At 51.9% G+C, this 17,876-nt stretch carries 19 protein-coding genes and 1 pseudogene; 16 read left to right on the top strand and 4 right to left on the bottom strand.

Features of this window, described 5'->3' with window-relative positions; translation table 11 throughout:
- Nucleotides 1-245 (bottom strand): IS1/IS1595 family N-terminal zinc-binding domain-containing protein (locus B5D58_RS12035; RefSeq protein WP_412458335.1); only part of this gene is annotated, 245 nt, incomplete at its 3' end.
- A gap of 162 nt (nucleotides 246-407) precedes the next feature.
- Here B5D58_RS12035 and B5D58_RS12030 point away from each other — a divergent pair.
- Nucleotides 408-851, top strand: a complete 444-nt coding sequence (locus B5D58_RS12030) for a response regulator transcription factor (protein WP_041356296.1) — start codon at nucleotides 408-410, stop codon at nucleotides 849-851.
- A 323-nt stretch (nucleotides 852-1,174) separates the two neighbouring features.
- Here the strand turns inward: B5D58_RS12030 and B5D58_RS12025 are convergent, their stop codons facing one another.
- On the bottom strand, nucleotides 1,175-1,522 hold the full coding sequence (locus B5D58_RS12025; RefSeq protein WP_011110783.1) for a hypothetical protein: 348 nt from the start codon (nucleotides 1,520-1,522) through the stop codon (nucleotides 1,175-1,177).
- Between the two features lie 272 nt (nucleotides 1,523-1,794).
- On the opposite strand from B5D58_RS12025, the gene B5D58_RS12020 reads away from it, so the two are divergent.
- On the top strand, nucleotides 1,795-2,373 hold the full coding sequence (locus B5D58_RS12020; RefSeq protein ID WP_041356923.1) for a peroxiredoxin family protein: 579 nt from the start codon (nucleotides 1,795-1,797) through the stop codon (nucleotides 2,371-2,373).
- A 26-nt stretch (nucleotides 2,374-2,399) separates the two neighbouring features.
- Here the strand turns inward: B5D58_RS12020 and gloB are convergent, their stop codons facing one another.
- The gene (gloB, locus tag B5D58_RS12015; protein ID WP_011110785.1) at nucleotides 2,400-3,188 is read right to left on the bottom strand and encodes a hydroxyacylglutathione hydrolase; all 789 of its coding nucleotides are present in this window, start codon (nucleotides 3,186-3,188) and stop codon (nucleotides 2,400-2,402) included.
- A gap of 86 nt (nucleotides 3,189-3,274) precedes the next feature.
- Here gloB and B5D58_RS12010 point away from each other — a divergent pair, with 86 nt between their 5' ends.
- Genes B5D58_RS12010 through dnaQ form a run of 3 tightly spaced genes read left to right on the top strand, consistent with a single transcriptional unit; the run spans nucleotide 3,275 to nucleotide 5,279 of the window.
- A complete protein-coding gene (locus tag B5D58_RS12010) occupies nucleotides 3,275-4,084 on the top strand; it encodes a class I SAM-dependent methyltransferase (RefSeq protein ID WP_143023780.1) in 810 nt (269 codons plus the stop codon).
- Nucleotides 4,084-4,569 carry a ribonuclease HI gene (rnhA, locus tag B5D58_RS12005; RefSeq protein WP_011110787.1) on the top strand — a complete coding sequence of 162 codons (486 nt, stop codon included), beginning with the start codon at nucleotides 4,084-4,086 and terminating at the stop codon, nucleotides 4,567-4,569. The genes B5D58_RS12010 and rnhA overlap by 1 nt, the downstream gene beginning before the upstream one ends.
- An 11-nt stretch (nucleotides 4,570-4,580) precedes the next feature.
- Nucleotides 4,581-5,279, top strand: coding sequence for a DNA polymerase III subunit epsilon (gene dnaQ / locus B5D58_RS12000; RefSeq protein WP_011110788.1), 699 nt, complete (start codon nucleotides 4,581-4,583; stop codon nucleotides 5,277-5,279).
- A gap of 149 nt (nucleotides 5,280-5,428) precedes the next feature.
- On the opposite strand, the gene B5D58_RS11995 is transcribed toward dnaQ, so the two are convergent.
- On the bottom strand, nucleotides 5,429-6,814 hold the full coding sequence (locus B5D58_RS11995; protein WP_011110789.1) for an aspartate aminotransferase family protein: 1,386 nt from the start codon (nucleotides 6,812-6,814) through the stop codon (nucleotides 5,429-5,431).
- A 432-nt stretch (nucleotides 6,815-7,246) separates the two neighbouring features.
- Between B5D58_RS11995 and B5D58_RS11990 the strand changes: the two genes are divergently transcribed.
- The 11 genes and pseudogenes from B5D58_RS11990 to B5D58_RS11940 form a co-directional block, all read left to right on the top strand.
- Entirely contained in the window at nucleotides 7,247-7,657 is a 411-nt protein-coding gene (locus B5D58_RS11990) for a nitrosocyanin (protein WP_011110790.1), read from the top strand.
- A gap of 283 nt (nucleotides 7,658-7,940) precedes the next feature.
- Nucleotides 7,941-8,366, top strand: coding sequence for a nucleoside-diphosphate kinase (gene ndk / locus B5D58_RS11985; RefSeq protein WP_011110791.1), 426 nt, complete (start codon nucleotides 7,941-7,943; stop codon nucleotides 8,364-8,366).
- Nucleotides 8,367-8,405: 39 nt separating this feature from the next.
- Nucleotides 8,406-9,545: a dual-specificity RNA methyltransferase RlmN gene (rlmN, locus tag B5D58_RS11980; protein WP_041356300.1), complete on the top strand. Its 1,140-nt coding sequence runs from the start codon at nucleotides 8,406-8,408 to the stop codon at nucleotides 9,543-9,545.
- A gap of 43 nt (nucleotides 9,546-9,588) precedes the next feature.
- On the top strand, nucleotides 9,589-10,380 hold the full coding sequence (pilW, locus tag B5D58_RS11975) for a type IV pilus biogenesis/stability protein PilW (RefSeq protein ID WP_011110793.1): 792 nt from the start codon (nucleotides 9,589-9,591) through the stop codon (nucleotides 10,378-10,380).
- On the top strand, nucleotides 10,370-11,434 hold the full coding sequence (locus B5D58_RS11970; RefSeq protein ID WP_011110794.1) for a helix-turn-helix domain-containing protein: 1,065 nt from the start codon (nucleotides 10,370-10,372) through the stop codon (nucleotides 11,432-11,434). The genes pilW and B5D58_RS11970 overlap by 11 nt, the downstream gene beginning before the upstream one ends.
- A 34-nt stretch (nucleotides 11,435-11,468) precedes the next feature.
- Complete coding sequence (gene ispG, locus B5D58_RS11965; protein ID WP_074671347.1) at nucleotides 11,469-12,713, top strand: flavodoxin-dependent (E)-4-hydroxy-3-methylbut-2-enyl-diphosphate synthase; 1,245 nt, start codon at nucleotides 11,469-11,471, stop codon at nucleotides 12,711-12,713.
- Nucleotides 12,706-13,968, top strand: coding sequence for a histidine--tRNA ligase (hisS, locus tag B5D58_RS11960; protein WP_011110797.1), 1,263 nt, complete (start codon nucleotides 12,706-12,708; stop codon nucleotides 13,966-13,968). The genes ispG and hisS overlap by 8 nt, the downstream gene beginning before the upstream one ends.
- Before the next feature lie 21 nt (nucleotides 13,969-13,989).
- Nucleotides 13,990-14,634 (top strand): YfgM family protein, encoded by a 645-nt coding sequence (locus B5D58_RS11955; protein ID WP_011110798.1) that lies wholly within the window; start codon nucleotides 13,990-13,992, stop codon nucleotides 14,632-14,634.
- Nucleotides 14,631-15,863, top strand: a complete 1,233-nt coding sequence (bamB, locus tag B5D58_RS11950; protein WP_011110799.1) for an outer membrane protein assembly factor BamB — start codon at nucleotides 14,631-14,633, stop codon at nucleotides 15,861-15,863. Before B5D58_RS11955 ends, bamB begins: the two co-directional genes overlap by 4 nt.
- A gap of 51 nt (nucleotides 15,864-15,914) precedes the next feature.
- Nucleotides 15,915-17,318 (top strand): ribosome biogenesis GTPase Der, encoded by a 1,404-nt coding sequence (der, locus tag B5D58_RS11945; RefSeq protein WP_011110800.1) that lies wholly within the window; start codon nucleotides 15,915-15,917, stop codon nucleotides 17,316-17,318.
- Between the two features lie 153 nt (nucleotides 17,319-17,471).
- Nucleotides 17,472-17,876 (top strand): annotated as a pseudogene (locus B5D58_RS11940) (transposase); the annotation flags it as partial.

Genomic DNA, 17,876 nt, shown 5'->3' with positions numbered 1-17,876 from the left:
GATATAGCTGTAAACGTGTGCTTGCACATGCGGCAGTAGAAACGCTGTAATCCCGCCTGATATCCCCAGCGATAAAAATGATTCGATTGGCAAACCGGACAAATCGGCTCAAAAGAACTTTCAAGCCACTTCGCCACCTCGATTCGTGGCACCATTCCACCAAGCTTATGTTTGGTCTGCTCTTTCTGACCGCGGCTAAGTTGCGTTATTTTTCCAACCCATTCCCGAAAATCAGAGGCTTTCATAATCGTGCCCTCCCTCTATTGATGTTCCAGCTCGTTGGACAAAAATGACTTTTCAACGTTTAATGCAGACATAGCCTTGAAATTGGCCTGTGGGAAGATGCCGGGATACTGGCGGGTATACGCGACGAACTGCATGAGGGGGGTGGTATCCGCAACTACGAAGTGCCACTGCGCGGAGCGGACGGTATCATGCTGGATACGCTGATTTCGGCAGAGCCTGTCACTATTAACGATGATGCATGTGTGCTGTGCGTATTTGAAGACATCACGGATCGCAAGCGTACTGAAATAGAATTGATTGCTGCCATTGACGCAGTCATGCAAGATACGTCCTGGTTCAGTCAAACTGTGATGGAAAAACTTGCCCAATTGCGCCATTCCGGAGCAACTGACTCAAAGCTGGAGCTTTCGATTCTGACAGCGCGTGAAAAGGAAGTGCTGAGCCTGATCTGCCAGGGCAAAAGCGATGCCGACATTGCGACGATACTGCAATTGTCACGCAATACGGTGCGCAACCACGTTGCGGCGGTGTACGACAAGATCGGCGTACACCGTCGGAGTGCTGCAGTCGTCTGGGGGCGCGAACGCGGACTGGCCAGCTATTGATATGAATGGTGGATTTTGTCCTGTTTATCAGACATCAAAAAATAAGTTGAGTACGTTCTGGAAGAGTATCTCTGCGTGAAACGAGTGCCCATATACACTTTTCGATCCTCCACCGCATGGCTTAAAAGTCTCCACAGTGCGCAAATCAGTAGCCCGCTCAGGCGGCAGTAACCGATTAAGACGGTATTCAGCCAGGTACATCGAAAAACAAGCGAGCGTATGATTTTGCTGCACCTCTTTGAGGCACTGATTTTGCAGACAGACCTGCAGCATTGAGTTCATTGTGAAGGGGCCACACTGCCCATCATTTACCGTATCAAGAATTACCTTTTACTATCCAGTTCGGCCCTCGCTTTGTCGGTTTCTGCATTGATCCGGTCAATCTCTTCCCGGAATTTCGCCTGCTGATCATTCGCCGTTCTGGCGATCAGCGCATTGTCTGCATTCGCTTCGTCAACCAGGCAGGAATTATATTGCTGGGCGCGTTTCTGCCATTCATTGATTGCTTCGGCACTGCGGTTATAGTCCTCGACGCTGGCAGCGCTGACAACTGGTGCTATAGGCCGTTCACCGCATCCCATTGGTGACCAGGTGCCATTGACAAGCGTGCCTGCGTTACTTGAAGCATGGAACAGTATCAGCGCAGTAAGAAAAAAGATGGATTGCTTCATTGCTTGGCCCCGTGAAATAAATTAACGATATATAAAATTTCCTGACTTTGAAGAACTTCAGTATGGCATAACGTCCCTGTCACTGGTAACTGTGATACCTGTCCGGATCAAGTAAACGACAGGCAGCCCGTATCCGCCGGCTTGCGGAAATCCATCCGCAAAACCGGAGCTCGCTTCCTGCTCCGATTGCTTCAGTGCGGCCGGCTGCGCGTGTTATTATCGCGCCAGCAAAAATGTTCCTGTTTTCAGTCACGTATCTCACTGTTGAAATTATGAAAAAAAGTACAACCGTTGAAAAAATCAAGGCGCCGGAGCTGATTACCTCGGATTGGCTGAATACACCGCAACCGGTTACGCTGGCTTCCTTGCGCGGTAAGGTAGTATTGATGCATGCCTTTCAAATGCTGTGTCCGGGATGTGTTCAGCAGGGTATTCCTCAGACACAGCGTATTTTTGATGAATTCGACCCTGATCGTGTGGCGGTGATCGGCCTGCATACGGTTTTCGAGCATCATGAGGTCATGGGGCGCGATGCGCTGGAAGTTTTTGCCTATGAGTACAGGCTGCGTTTTCCGATTGGGATAGACAAACCGAATGAGCAGCATTCGATTCCGCACACGATGATGACTTACCACATGCAGGGGACACCGACCACCATTCTGGTGGATAAGACGGGCCATCTGCGTTTGCACAAATTTGGCCATGTCAGTGATTTGTTGCTGGGTGTGTCGATCGGGACGCTGCTGGCTGAAGAAGTGTCTGATGAAGAGCTGGCTGCCGGTTCGACAGATTCAGCTGGCAATGAGTCCGATACACAGCCGGGGTGCGATGCCGATGGTTGCCGGGTCTGATGCTGACGAACAGGCAGATTACCGGATCACATCGGTAAGTCGGTGTTTCCCCGGAAATTGTTTTTCCAGTCACGGATCGCGGCAAATACACTGACCGGATCAGTGAGCTGCCGCCCGGCATACCGGCTGGCACTCTGGATGATGGCCGGCTGATTGCAACGCAGAAACGGGTTGGTGGCTTTTTCTGCAGCCAGACTGGAGGGGAGTGTGGGCATATTCTGCTCCCGCTTTTCTTCCACGTTACTTTCCAGTTCAATCAGCTCGGGATTATCAGGGTCGATCGCCCTGGCGAAGCGGATATTGTCCAGCGTGTATTCATGGGCGCAATAAACTTGAGTTTCGTCAGGCAGGTCGGTCAGTTTCTGTAAAGAATCAAACATCTGTTGTGCATTGCCTTCAAAGATTCTTCCGCAACCGCAGGCAAACAGCGTATCCCCGCAGAACAGCCGGTTCTGGCCATGACAGGCAATGTGGCCTGCGGTATGTCCGGGGACGTCCAGAATGCTAAGTTCCAGCGATAGCTCCGGGAACACGAGGGTGTCCCCTTCCGCAAGCGGGTGGGTCATCCCCGGTATCTTCTCACTGGCAGGGCCATAAACGGGTATTTCGAATTTTTGTACCAGCAGGGAAATACCACCCGTGTGATCATGATGGTGATGGGTGCAGAGGATTGCAATGGGTTGTAATTTTTGTTGTCTCAGCCAGGTGAGAACCGGTGTCGCATCGCCCGGGTCTATGATGAGAGCGAACTGTTGATTGTGAACGATCCAGATATAATTGTCCCTAAACGCCCGGACAGGAAAAACGTTGATCATTTTGCCTCCTTGTAGCAGATAGCAGACGGGTCATCATCATAACCAATCATCCTGATAATATGTTCGATTCTGTATTGCAGCAAAGTATGCAACAGTGGTTAGAAACATCGCTGGGACAGTATGTTCTTGAACAGGAGCAGCGTTATTTCGACCGTGTCGTGACGGATATTTTTGGTTATAACGCGACCCAGATCGGTTTTTCCGGGTTTGATTTTCTGCGCAACAACCGGATGCCTTTCAAGTTCGCATTCGGCGTACGGGACGGTGCTTCGGTTTACGCGCATCCTCATTTTCTGCCTATCAAAAGCAGCAGCATCGATCTCGTTCTGTTGCCGCACACACTCGAGTTCAATTCGAATCCCCACCAGATACTCCGGGAAGCACACCGGGTGCTGATTCCGGAGGGCAAAGTCATCATCAGCGGATTCAACCCGTTCAGTCTCTGGGGAATGCGTCAGCGCATGGCAAAATCGAAAACGGATTTTCCATGGTGCGGTCGTTTCATTGCTCTGCCACGCATGCAGGATTGGCTGGAGCTGCATAATTTTGAAATCGTTGCGGGACAGTTTGGCTGCTATGTGCCGCCATGTACCCGGGAAAAGTGGCTTTCCCGTTTGCGTTTCATGGAGGCGGCCGGAGATCGCTGGTGGCCGATTGCCGGGGGAGTTTATTTTTTACAGGCAGTCAAGCATGAATGTGGTTTGCACATCATCACGCCCCGCTGGGAGGATTCGCCTGCAAAAAGGGGTACGGTAGTGGTTCCGCAGATCGAACGAGGGCATCGGATGAATAATTTAGAAGTATCCACGGTACCATGGCGCGAGAAGGCCGGTGGCGGGCTGATTGAAAACAGGAAATACGGGGTGCAATACTCCGTGAACAACAGGGACGTGTAATGCAATTGGAAGAGGGTGTAAAGCTGGTGGAGATTTTTACGGATGGTGCCTGTAAGGGTAATCCGGGAATAGGGGGCTGGGGAGTTTGTCTGAAGTTCGACGGTGAAGTACGGGAGTTTTTCGGCGGAGAACCTGTGACGACGAATAACCGGATGGAGCTGCTGGCTGCCATTCGTGCCTTGCAGGCGCTGGAATCACTGCCCGATACCGGGCAATCTTTGCGAGTTCAACTGCATACCGATTCGCAATATGTGCAGAAGGGTATCAGTGAGTGGGTTCATTCGTGGAAAAAACGCGGATGGCTGACAGCGGATAAAAAACCGGTGAAGAATGAAGCATTGTGGAAGGAGCTGGATCAGTTGTCCCGGCGTTACCAGGTTGAATGGTTCTGGGTTCGAGGGCATAACGGCCATGATGGCAACGAGCGAGCCGATATGCTTGCCAACCGTGGAGTGGTGTCAGTACTGTCTGAAAAAGCGGATTGATCGGGTAAATCATGCGGTATGTATTTCTTGATACTGAGACGACGGGTCTGGATCCTGCACTGGGGCACCGTATCGTCGAGATAGCAGCAGTGGAAGTGTGTAACCGGCGTTTGACCGATCGTCACTTTCACCGCTATCTCAATCCCGGGCGGGAGAGTGATGAAGGTGCACTGCGGGTACATGGACTGACTCGTGAATTTTTGCGGGATAAACCCGTATTCCAGGATGTTTGCAGCGAGTTTCTGGAGTTCATAGCAGATGCCGAGATTTTCATTCATAACGCGCCTTTCGATGTGGGGTTCATCAATCGCGAACTCGATCTGATCAGATTTGAATCGATGCAGAATCATTGTCTGCAGATCATCGATACACTGGTCCTGGCAAAAGAGCTGCACCCGGGCAAGAGAAACAATCTGGATGCGTTATGTGAGCGTTATCAGATCGATAATTCCCACAGAACACTGCATGGCGCTCTACTCGATGCAGAGTTGCTGGCCGAAGTTTACCTGGCAATGACACGTGGTCAGGAAAGCCTGCTGATGGAAATGGATGCGCCAGCATCGCGACAAGCCGATAATCCGGCTGTCGGCAAGGTGGAGAATCTTGCGCTGATCGTTCAGCCTGCCACGCAGGCAGAACTCGAGTTGCATAGCCGGCTGGTGGAACGCATCAACGCCGAAAGCAAAGGTAATTGCTTGTGGAACGGTTGAATTTGCTCAGAACCTGTTCAAGATCCCACTGAAGGGCGCATTGCAGCGTTAAAATCGAACTCAAAATATTCATATACTTCGGGTATGCTCCGTTTTCTCATTCAATTTTGCCTTGTACTACCCCCTTGATCGGGATTTTGAACGGGTTCTCAGGCGTGTAGTTTGGCGCGCAGTGCGCTGAATGCCAGCGTTTTGCCAAAATCCCATACTGCTGAAGGTCCGCGGTGTGCATTGGCCACGACATCACTGACCGCAGTAACGATCCATTGAACATCGGATTCTGTCAGGATGAGTGGTGGAATGAATTTGACGATATTCATGCCGTGGCCGGCTACCTGAGACAGAACCCGGTGCTGCCTGAATAACGGGACGGTTATCAACTGTGAGAACAGTCCCTTGTTGGCAGATTCGAGCATTTTCCACGACAGCTTCAGCATAGGGCTTTTCGGTTCGGTAAATTCCAGCGCAATCATCATGCCTTTGCCTCGTACTTCCTTGAAGCATTCGTATTTTTCCGTCAGTGGCGTCAGCGCATCCATAATGGCTGCTCCGGTACGGGCGGAATGCTCGATGAGATTTCCTGATTCCAGTACTTCCAGTGTAGCCAGACCGGCGGCCATTGCCAGGTTGTTTTTACCAAATGTACTGCCGTGAACGACAGCGCGATCCATGCGGTTGAAAACACGATCGAAGATCCATTCCTTGCAGACCAGCGCACCCACAGGGATGAATCCGCCGGAAAGCGTCTTGGACATGCACAGGATATCGGGTTCGACGGACCAGTGTTCGACCGCCCACCACTTGCCGGTCCGCCCCAGTCCGGTTTGTATTTCATCCGTGATGAACAGTGCGCCGTATTTGCGGGTGAGTCTGGCTGCTTCCGGCAGATAGTTATCGTCCGGTATCCAGACACCGTGTCCTTGAATTGGCTCAGTAATGAAGGCGGCGACATCTCCCTGCGCAAGCACCTGTTCCAGTGCTTCGAGATCATTGAACGGGATTTCGATAAAATCCGGCACCATCGGGCCGAATCCCTTCTTGTAATGATCATCTCCCGTGGCAGAGAGAGAGCCAAGGCTCAGTCCGTGATAACAGCCGTGGCAGAAAATGATTTTGGATTTTCCGGTTGCGTAACGGCTGAATTTGATCGCCGCCTCGACTGTTTCAGTACCCGAGTTGGCAAAAAAGACACGTTTTAATCCGTCCGGGGTCAGTTTAACTAGCCTCTCCGCCAGCAGTCCTGCGAGTAATGATACGTCGAGCTGGACGAGATTGGGTAAATCTGCCTCCAGAGTGCTTTTGAGTGCTTCGACGATTTCCGCGTGATTGCGCCCCAGTGCAAAGACACCGAAGCCACTCAGCAAATCCAGATAGCGGTTATCCTGCTCGTCGAACAGATATGCGCCTTCTGCCCGGACATAATGACGATCAAAATCGATGGTTTTGAGGACTTTGACCATCTGGCTGTTCAGATACTTGTCATGCAGGGCAAAATTTTCTTTGCTGCGGTTCTGGATGAAATCCTGGATTTTCATGGGTGGGGCTCCGGAATGTGATGGGGCACAGGTAAGCAGGTATCAAAAAATCAGCAGCATTTTACCCTAATCCGTTGAGGGGGTCCGGGCGGATACTTTCTAAAAAATCTGGTGATTTCAAGGCGTCGTCTGCACCTGTCTTTCTGCCGGAGAAATCGGCAATGATTATCATTAATTTAGTGTCTGGATTGACATTTATCATTAGCTTGTCTAGACTCTCCCGCCGGGACTCGGTGGTTACGGGTTCTTTGGTAGCTGGTCTGATTCTAATAACATGACAGATAGATTTCTCTGCAGGCGGGATCGTTGTATGAATATCCCGGCAGAGGGTTTGTCCATTGGCTGATTTGCAGGAAGCTGCAGATTGGGGCCGGCGAGCGATGAACGATGTTTCGCTGAATAAAATATAAATTTTAGTAGAGGAAGGTAATCATGAAAACAACAAAAGCAATGCTTGCAGGTTTTGCTGTGGGATCACTGTTGCTGGCGGGTGCTGCACAGGCTGAACACAACTTCAATGTGGTTATCAACGCCTACGATACCACTATTCCTGAACTCAACGTGGAAGGTGTGACCGTAAAAAATATCCGTGCTTTCAATGTGTTGAATGAGCCGGAGACACTGGTCGTCAAGAAAGGCGATGCAGTGAAAGTCGTTGTTGAAAACAAATCACCCATCAGCGAAGGATTTTCAATTGATGCGTTTGGTGTTCAGGAAGTCATTAAAGCAGGCGAAACCAAAACTATCAGCTTTACCGCTGATAAAGCAGGTGCTTTCACGATCTGGTGCCAGCTCCATCCTAAAAACATCCACCTGCCAGGTACCCTTAACGTCGTAGAATAAGTAACATCTGAAACTACGGTGGCAGAAAATCAGGCTGGATTGAATCTGGCCTGATTTTTTATAATCCGTCATCCTCTCTGAAATCACCCGGTATTCCGGGATATCGCAACTTTCTCTCATCTTGCTCTGGCAATCTGATCAGAGCGATATCAATATAGCCTTGTCGTAGCAGGTTGTGCCTGCGCACTCTTCTCCAACTGCTGATTTGGTAAATCATACAAGGGTTTTTGTTAGATTTTGTTAGAATACCGGCTCGTGATGAACTATTTTTATGAGGTATTTGATGGCAGTTGAAAGGACTTTGTCCATTATCAAGCCCGATGCGGTAGCAAAGAACGTCATCGGACAAATCTATGCACGATTTGAAGCGGCTGGCCTGAAAGTCGTTGCTGCCCGCATGGCGCACTTGTCGAGAGTCGAGGCAGAGAATTTTTATGCGATTCACAGGGAAAGACCTTTCTTCAAGGATCTGGTCGAATTCATGATTTCCGGGCCAGTGATGATCCAAGTGCTGGAAGGTGAAAACGCAATTGCCAGAAATCGTGAACTGATGGGTGCCACAGATCCCAGGAAAGCAGAAAAAGGTACGATTCGCGCAGATTTTGCAGAAAGTATCGATGCCAATGCAGTACATGGCTCGGATGCACCTGAAACGGCTGTCGTTGAAATCGCCTGTTTCTTCCCGTCTCTGGAAATACATTCACGCTGATAATGTACACACCCTTGCTGATTTGGAAAACCGGGCGCAATGATCAACCTGCTTGATTTCAATAAGACAGAACTGGTCCGTTTCTGTGGAGAAATGGGCGAGAAGCCTTATCGGGCAAGGCAGTTGTTGCGCTGGGTACACCAGTCCGGCAAGACGGACTTCATGGAAATGAGCGATTTGGCAAAAGGGTTCCGTCATAAGCTGATGGAATGTGCCGTTGTCCAGTTGCCTGAAATCGTCAGTGATCATACTGCAGGGGATGGCACCCGCAAGTGGCTGTTATCGACAGGGGCGGGAAATGCAGTGGAAATGGTTTTCATTCCCGAGCCTAGCCGGGGCACGCTTTGTGTTTCCAGTCAAGTAGGCTGTGCGTTGGCATGCAGCTTTTGTTCCACCGGTCGACAGGGTTTCAACCGCAATCTGAGCGTCGCAGAAATCATCGGTCAATTGTGGTGGGCCAATCGGCTGCTCGAAGCAGGTAGTCATGACCCGTTTCCCCTGGATACCACACGAGTGCAGACAGACAAGCCGGAAACGAGGCGGCCGGTTACCAATGTCGTCATGATGGGGATGGGTGAGCCGCTGGCCAATTTTGAAAACCTGGTAACGGCACTGGATCTGATGCTGAGCGATGATGCGTATGGTTTGTCACGCCGCCGGGTAACGGTAAGTACATCTGGACTGGTCCCCGCTCTGGATCGCTTGCGTGAGCGCTGCCCGGTGGCGCTCGCGGTTTCACTGCACGCGCCGAATGATGCCTTGCGTGACCAGCTGGTGCCCATCAATAAAAAGTATCCGATCAGGGATTTACTGGCCGCCTGTGAGCGTTACCTGCCAGCTGCTCCGAGAGATTTTATTACGTTTGAATATGTTATGCTGAAAGGCGTGAATGACAGTGTGGCGCTGGCACGAGAACTGGTTCAACTCGTCAGGAACGTTCCATGCAAACTCAATCTGATCCCGTTTAACGCCTTTTCCGGTTCCGGTTATGAGCGATCGGGTGCAGAAGCCATCGGTAATTTCCGGGATGTACTGATGCAAGCAGGTATCGTTACGACAGTACGTAAAACGCGCGGGGATGATATCGCCGCTGCCTGCGGTCAACTGGCAGGGCAGGTGCGTGACAAGACACGCCGGACGAGCGGGTGTGGAACTGGTCAGCCGGCAGTTGCCAGATAATCGGAGATATATAAATCCAGTGTTGGGTAAGCATGCAGGCAAAATGAACAGGCTGATTAGAACGGGAGTTCTCGGATTTCTGGTATGGCTGGCGGGTTGCGGACATGCACCGGTTCAGGAAAAGCCGACTCCCGAGGAACTGAAGCAGCGCGCATTGCAAAGTGCCAAAATTCACACTGAACTTGCGGGCCAGTACTATCACCGTGGCCAGTATCGGGTAGCGATAGAAGAAGCTGAAATCGCACTGCAGAAAAAAACCGACTATGCTCCGGCTTATAACATGCTGGGGCTGGTTTATATGGATCTGCAGGAGGATGATCGCGCGGAATGGAACTTTGAGCGCGGACTTGGAATCACTCCAAACGATCCTGATATACGCAATAATTTCGGCTGGTTCTTATGTCAGCGAAAACCTGACGGGATAGAACAGGCCATCGGTCATTTCATGGCGGCTGTGCGTGATCCCTTGTATGAAACACCAGAAAGAACCTATACCAACGCAGGATTGTGCGTTCTGAAGCAGAATGACTTCGAGCGGGCACAAAGCTACTTTCAGGAGGCTCTGGTTATCCGCCCGGGTTATCCTTTGGCCCGGCTTGGTCTGGTAGAACTGGATTTCAGTCGTGGTGAAGTGAAAAAAGCCTGGGCTGCAATCAACCGGTATTTACAGACATATCCTCCCGCTCCAGGCAGTTTGTGGCTGGCTGTTCGCATTGCACGAGCAAACGGAGATGTCAATGCAGAAACCAATTATGCTTTTCAGCTACAGAAACGTTTTCCTGATTCCCGGGAAGCCCGGGAATCGCGTGCAGGCAGGTTGAATCATGAAAGATAATGAATTAGATGAAAGAGACGGATTGGCTCGTGATCAGAAATCAGATCTCATCCGTGATGCAGAGCCGGTTGAAACCTCAGATCAAGCTGTATCTCTTCAGGCGGAACCTGTAGGTACGATGCCATATTCGCCTGCTCAGGCTGGTGATCCGGCTGAAGCGGCAACAACAGGTGGTACGGCCGCTTCCGGTTTCGGGCAGATATTGCGTGATGCGAGGATCAGACGTGGTATGAATGTAGGCGAGGTGGCACACCGTCTTCGTCTGTCTGAACAGCAAGTGGAGGCGATCGAGGCACAGGATTTTTCCAGGCTGCCAGCCGCCGTATTCTTACGTGGCTATATACGCAATTATGCTAATCTGCTGCAGCTCGACGATGTGCCGCTGTTAATGGAAGCGGTGCCTCAGGCAAGGCCAGTGGATACTGTCTTTGCCAGTAAAAGAAATGCGCAGCGTTTCAAGGCGATCGAGCCTGTTTACCGATCTGGCCGCAGCAGTCGCGGCGGGTGGCTGTATATTGCGGTGATACTGGCAGCGCTTGCGGCCTATGGAATTTATCGTGATGAAGTACCGGAACAGTTGGCTTCCTTCTCGGCAGGGGATACAGATCAGGTGATGTCATCGATCTCAGCTGACGGCAATGATCAGGTAGCAATAGATCTGGCACTGCCATTGTCTTCCTCTTCTTCCGGGTTGCCATTGGTCACACCTGCACCCGCTGGTGCCAGTGTGCCATCAGTTGCGACGACATTGCCTGAACTGCCCGCACCCTCTGTACCGGCTGTAGAGGTACCCAAGGCTTCAGACGATGGTAAAAAATCACTGCATTTTTCTTTTTCCCGTGATTCATGGGTCAAAATCAAGGATAGTGGCGGCCGGGTCATTCTCGAAAAAACCCATTCACGCGGAACTGAGCAGACGATAGAAGGTAAGCCGCCTTTATATCTGGTCATCGGCAATGCAGCCGGGGTCAGTCTTACCTATAACGGGCGCAAGGTTGATCTTGCACCTTATACACGCGGCAACGATGATGTCGCACGCTTTTCACTTGAATAATCTTGTACGAATTTCTGAGAATCGGGTTTTAACCATGTCTTCTAATAACGTACCTGCCTCACGCCGGAAGTGCGTGGGTGTCAAAGTAGGTTCGGTGATGATCGGTGGTGGTGCGCCGATCGTTGTGCAGTCAATGACCAATACCGATACTGCTGACGAGGTGTCAACCACCCAGCAGGTCGCCCAGCTTGCGCTTGCAGGCTCAGAACTCGTCAGAATCACCGTCAATTCCATGGAAGCTGCGCGTGCCGTTGCCGGGATCCGTGCTCGACTGGATGATATGGGTTGTCATGTTCCGCTCGTTGGCGATTTCCATTTCAATGGACACAAGCTGCTGACCGCGTATCCCGAATGTGCCAGAGCACTGGCCAAATATCGTATCAATCCGGGTAATGTCGGCCATGGCCGCAAGCGTGATGAACAGTTTTCCCTGTTGATAGAGACAGCCTGCAAATATGATAAACCGGTTCGTATCGGGGTCAACTGGGGTAGTCTCGATCCTGAGATGCTGGCACGAATCATGGATGAGAATGCACGTTCGCCTGATCCGCTGGGCGCTTCGCAGGTCATGCACAAGGCACTCATCACTTCTGCGCTGGAAAGCGCAGCCAGAGCTGAAGAACTGGGCCTGGCCCGTGATCATATCGTGCTGTCGTGCAAAGTCAGTGGTGTGCAGGATTTGATTGCCGTCTATGGTGCGCTGGCCGAGCAATGTGACTATGCACTGCATCTGGGATTGACCGAGGCCGGTATGGGCTCAAAAGGGATCGTCGCTTCGACAGCCGCACTGGCGGTACTGCTGTTCAAAGGGATCGGCGACACGATCCGTGTTTCCTTGACACCGGAGCCGGGTGGAGATCGTGCTCGTGAAGTCATCGTGGCACAGGAAATCCTGCAAACGATGGGATTGCGTGCGTTTGTTCCGCTGGTGGCAGCCTGTCCGGGCTGCGGGCGGACAACCAGCACTTATTTCCAGGAGCTTGCAGAAAGCATTCAAATCTATGTGCGTGAACAGATGGTCATCTGGCGTGAGCAATACGAAGGTGTCGAGAATATGTCACTAGCAGTCATGGGATGTGTGGTCAACGGGCCGGGTGAAAGCAAGCATGCTGATATCGGCATCAGTTTACCCGGATCGGGAGAAACTCCGGTTGCCCCGGTTTTTGTGGATGGTCAGAAGACCGTTACCCTGAAAGGCGATAACATCGCAGGCGAATTCCGTATGATCGTTGATGAATACGTACGTACCAAATACCGAAAAAAAGCAGCCAATGCCTGAACCAATCAGGGCAGTTCGCGGGATGAACGACATCCTGCCTGACGAAAGCGGTTTGTGGGCGTTTTTTGAAGATACGATTCGCACATGGTTGGCTGCCTACGGCTATCGTAATCTGCGTACCCCCATCGTCGAACAGACTGATCTGTTCGTCCGTTCGATCGGAGAGGTGACCGATATCGTCGAAAAAGAGATGTATACATTTGTCGATCATCTCAACGGGGAAAATCTGACATTGCGCCCGGAAGGCACAGCTTCCTGCGTGCGTGCGGTAATCGAGCACAATCTGCTGTATGCGGGTCCCCAGCGCCTGTATTACAGCGGGCCGATGTTCCGGCACGAACGCCCACAAAAGGGCCGTTATCGCCAGTTTCACCAGGTGGGTGTGGAAGCACTTGGATTTGCCGGTCCGGATATCGATGCGGAACTCATCGTCATGTGCGCGCGGTTGTGGCGTTTACTGGGTATTTCAGATGTCCGTCTCGAAATCAGTACACTTGGCAGTACCGAATCACGTTCGGTTTATCGTGCCCGTCTGATCAGTTATCTGGAAAAATTCTGTGATGATCTCGATGAGGATGCACGCCGGCGGTTAAAAACCAATCCGCTGCGTATTCTCGACAGCAAGAATCCGGCCATGCGTGAAATACTGGCTGGTGCTCCTCGCCTGTTCGATGATCTGGATGAAGATTCACTCGCCCATTTCGAGGCATTGCAACGGATTTTGCGCAACCAGGATATCAGTTTCGAAATCAATAACCGGCTGGTCAGAGGGCTGGATTACTATAACCGCACGGTATTCGAATGGGTGACTGACAAGCTGGGCGCGCAGGGGACCATTTGTGCAGGCGGGCGTTATGACGGGCTGATCGCGCAGATTGGCGGAAAACCGGCACCAGCATGCGGTTTTGCCATGGGTATCGAGCGAATACTGGCACTGATGGGTGAAAATGGTGCCGTTGGCGCGCATGCCATTCCTGATATATATGTGGTGCATCAGGGAGAGGCTGCAGCCGAGTTTTCATGGAAGGTGGCAGAATCATTGCGGGATGATGGTCTTAAAGTGGTGCTGCATAGCGGAGGTGGAAATTTCAAGGCTCAGATGAAAAAAGCCGATGCCAGCGGTGCACGTTTTGCCGCCATCATCGGAGAAGATGAGGTCGTAGCCGGGCAAATCAGCATCAAACCATTACGTGAGGCAGCGGAGCAGATCAGGGTCGATCTGGCCGGAGCCGCTGCACTTCTGGGAAATATTTAACCAAGGTGGAAAATCAGAACCATGTCAGCGTACAACTTTGAAGAACAGGAAAAGATAGAAGGGTTGAAGTCCTGGTGGGCTGCCAACGGTACTACTATGCTGTTTGCCATTGCCGTTTTTGCGGCAACGGTGGCCGGTAACCGGCTGTGGAATCATTACAAGGCTGAACAGGCGCAGCAGGCAGCTGATTTATATGCCGTTCTCCAGCAGCAGGTTGAAAAAGGGAGTGAGCTCGTCAAAATAACCGATGCGGCACACTTGCTGACCGAAGGTTTTCCCGGCAGCGGCTATGCTTCGCGCGCGGCGCTGATAGCTGCCCGTGCTGCAGGTCAGGCAGGCAATGATCAGGTTGCCAGAGACATGCTGCAATGGGCGCTCGACCATGCTGAAGAGCCTGAAATAAAGGACATGGCCCGCTTGCGGCTGGCAAGTGTGCTGGTGGATGAGAGCAAGTACGACCAGGCACTGAAATTACTGGATGCACAGCATGCTGCATCTTTTACCGGGCTTTACGCAGATTTACGGGGAGATGCACTGGCCGCCGCAGGGAAAACGGATGAAGCAAGGGCAGCCTACCAGAAGGCACTGGACAGCCTGAATGCACAGGGTGCTTACCGGAATGTCGTACAGATGAAACTGGATGTATTGAGGGAACAACGGCAGTGATCGGCAGCATTTCGTTATCGGCTCCTGATTTCACTTTCCATAATGGTTATTGCCGGGCACTGCGTGTCTGCATACTTGCGCTGTTGATTCTGTTGGGCGGTTGTGCAAATCTGAGTGATATAACAGGTGCGCATTTTACCGATCTTTTCAGCGGTGACGAGGATGAAGTCGAAATCGATGAAGCCGAACTTGCCGAGTTGCAAACGCTGGCTCCGATCAAGCTGCTATGGCAGGTAAAACTGTCAGAGAGCAAAACCGCAGTTTTTCTGCCGGTTTACGATAATGGCGCGTTATACGCTGCCGATGAAGATGGTCGGCTAATCAAGCTCGATCCGGCGACAGGACGTGAAATCTGGCGTGTGGATACCAAATCCCAGCTTTCCGGAGGGGTTGGTACAGGCGGAGGAATGATTCTGCTTGGAACCTATAAGGGCGAGGTACTGGCATTCGACGAAGCAGGCAATGCCCTGTGGCAATCCCAGGTGCCAAGTGAAATCCTGAGCCCGCCGCAGACAGACAATGGAATCGTGGTGGTGCGTACTGGTGACAGCAGGCTTTATGGCCTGAATGCAGCTGATGGAAAGCAGATCTGGAGCTATCAGGGTGTAACACCACCGCTGACAGTCAGGAGCTTTGTCGGCGTATCGATTACGCGGGGTGCTATTTTTGCCGGATTTCCCGGCGGTAAACTGATCGCGCTGGATCTGTTCACCGGCAATGTGGGCTGGGAGGCAACCGTTTCACAACCGCATGGCGTTACGGAGCTGGAACGTATGACTGACATCAGCAGTCTGCCGATTGTCGATGAAAACCAGGTATGTGCAGTTGCCTATCGCGGCCGGGCCGCCTGTTTTGAAATTTCCAACGGGAATCAGATCTGGGCCCGGGATGCATCGAGCAGTGCTGGCATGGTAATGGACAACAGCCATGTTTATATCAGCGAAGAACACGGAACCGTGGCCGCCTATGACAAAAGCAGTGGCGCTGCTGTCTGGAAGAGGGGAAAACTGGGCAGTCGCAAACTGTCTGCCCTGATGGTCGCTCGAGGTACCCGTCTGATAGTGGGTGACGATCAGGGATATGTCACCCTGATCAGCCGTCAGGATGGTTCTCTGCTGAGCCGCGCACCAACCGATGGCAGCGCCATTTCATCGCGTGCCGAGTATCTGCCGGATGGTTTTGTCGTACAAACACACAAAGGCGGACTTTTCGCATTTTCCTTGCAATAACCCGGGTTTTCTCGCTTTCCGGGCGAAGCATTTTTTCATATTCCCATTCTCATGAAACCCACACTCGTTCTGGTTGGGCGCCCGAATGTCGGAAAATCGACATTATTCAACCGTCTGACCCGCAGTCGTGATGCGATTGTGGCCGATATCCCCGGGCTCACGCGTGACCGGCACTATGGTCATGGCAGGTTGGGCCTTAAGCCCTATCTGGTGGTGGATACCGGTGGTTTTGAACCGGTGGTCAAATCCGGCATCCTGCATGCCATGGCCAAACAAACCCTCCAAGCTGTGGATGAAGCCGATATCGTGCTGTTCATCGTCGATGGTCGTCAGGGATTGGCCGCACAGGACAAGATCATTGCGGAACAATTGCGCAAAACCGGCCAGAAAATAATCCTCGTCGTCAATAAAACCGAAGGGATGCCTTATTCATCAGTGACGGCTGAGTTTCATGAGCTGGGGCTCGGCACACCATGCGCTGTTTCGGCTTTGCATGGAGATCATCTGGGTGAGTTAATCGATTTTGCACTGGAAGGGTATCCGTATGAAGAAGAAACCGCAGCTGAACCTGGCCAGGAAAAGTGTCCTGTCATTGCCATTGCCGGCCGCCCCAATGTCGGCAAATCCACGCTGATCAATACCCTGCTGGGGGAAGAGCGCGTGATTGCATTTGATCAGCCAGGTACTACCCGAGACAGCATTTATGTCGATTTTGAATATGGCCAGCGCAGCTATACGTTGATCGATACAGCGGGCCTGCGCCGATCAGGCAAGGTTTGGGAAACCGTGGAAAAGTTCTCGGTGGTCAAAACCCTGCAATCGATCGAGGCTGCCAACGTAGTTATTCTGGTGCTCGATGCACACCATGAAATTTCCGATCAGGATGCCCATATTGCCGGGTTTATCCTGGAAACCGGTCGTTCCCTGGTCGTTGCCATCAACAAATGGGACGGTCTGGACGACTACCAGCGCGAAATCATTAAACGCGAATTTGAACGCAAGCTCGGGTTTCTGAGTTTTGCCAATCTGCACTACATTTCTGCCCTGTACGGCAACGGTGTGAAAGGGTTGATGCCCTCGGTAGACGCGGCCTATGCTGCTGCTAGGGCTCATATTCCTACACCCAAGTTGACGCGAGCCATGCTGGCTGCCGTTGCTAAACAACAACCCCCGCGTGGTGGGATGTCGCGGCCCAAGCTGCGCTATGCCCATCAGGGAGGGGAAAATCCTCCGCTGATCATTGTGCATGGTTCCATGCTCGAACATGTTCCGCAAACCTACCGCCGCTATCTCGAAAATACATTCAGGGAAGTATTCAAGCTGAAAGGTACCCCGTTACGAGTGGAATTCAGAACCGGCCACAACCCCTATGCTGGTAAGAAAACACCGCTGACCGAGGAAGAAGCCCGGCGGGCACATAGCCGCCGCCGCCGCAACCGCAAGAAGTACGGCTGATCCAGAAACAAAAAGTTCAGGCAAAAATAGCTGCCTGAATGCCTTCATCATATCTTCGTAGCACTACAGACTACAGATACGTGACTTTCCTTGACGTAGGTTGAAAAAAGTGGAGTCCAACGTTTCGTAAAATGTGAGGAACGGAGGACAAGGATGGAACGACTCCCGAAAGGGATCTACACGCCGGAATTTCGGGCGGAAGCGGTGAAGCTGGTGGAAGCGGAAGGGCTGTCGGTGGATGCGGCAGCGAAGCGCTTGTTGGTGCCAAAGAGCAGTCTTGGCAATTGGGTGAGGGCATCGCGTACAGGCAGCCTGGCGAAGGTTGGGCAAGGTCAGCGGGTGCCGACGGAAACGGAAATTGAACTGGCGCGACTGCGCAAGGAATTGGCGGAAGTGAAACTGGAGCGTGATCTGCTAAAAAAATGTGCGGCGTATTTCGCGAAGGAGTCGCGGTGAGATACGCCCGGATCGAACAGTTGCGACAGCACCACGCGGTGGCGGCGATGTGCCGGATTCTGGACGTTTCGGAAAGCGGCTATCACGCTTGGCGCCAACGTC

This window comes from Nitrosomonas europaea (genome assembly GCF_900167395.1).
GTDB lineage: Bacteria > Pseudomonadota > Gammaproteobacteria > Burkholderiales > Nitrosomonadaceae > Nitrosomonas > Nitrosomonas europaea.
Note: the sequence above shows the minus strand (reverse complement) of the source record. Positions and strands in the feature narration are given on the sequence as shown.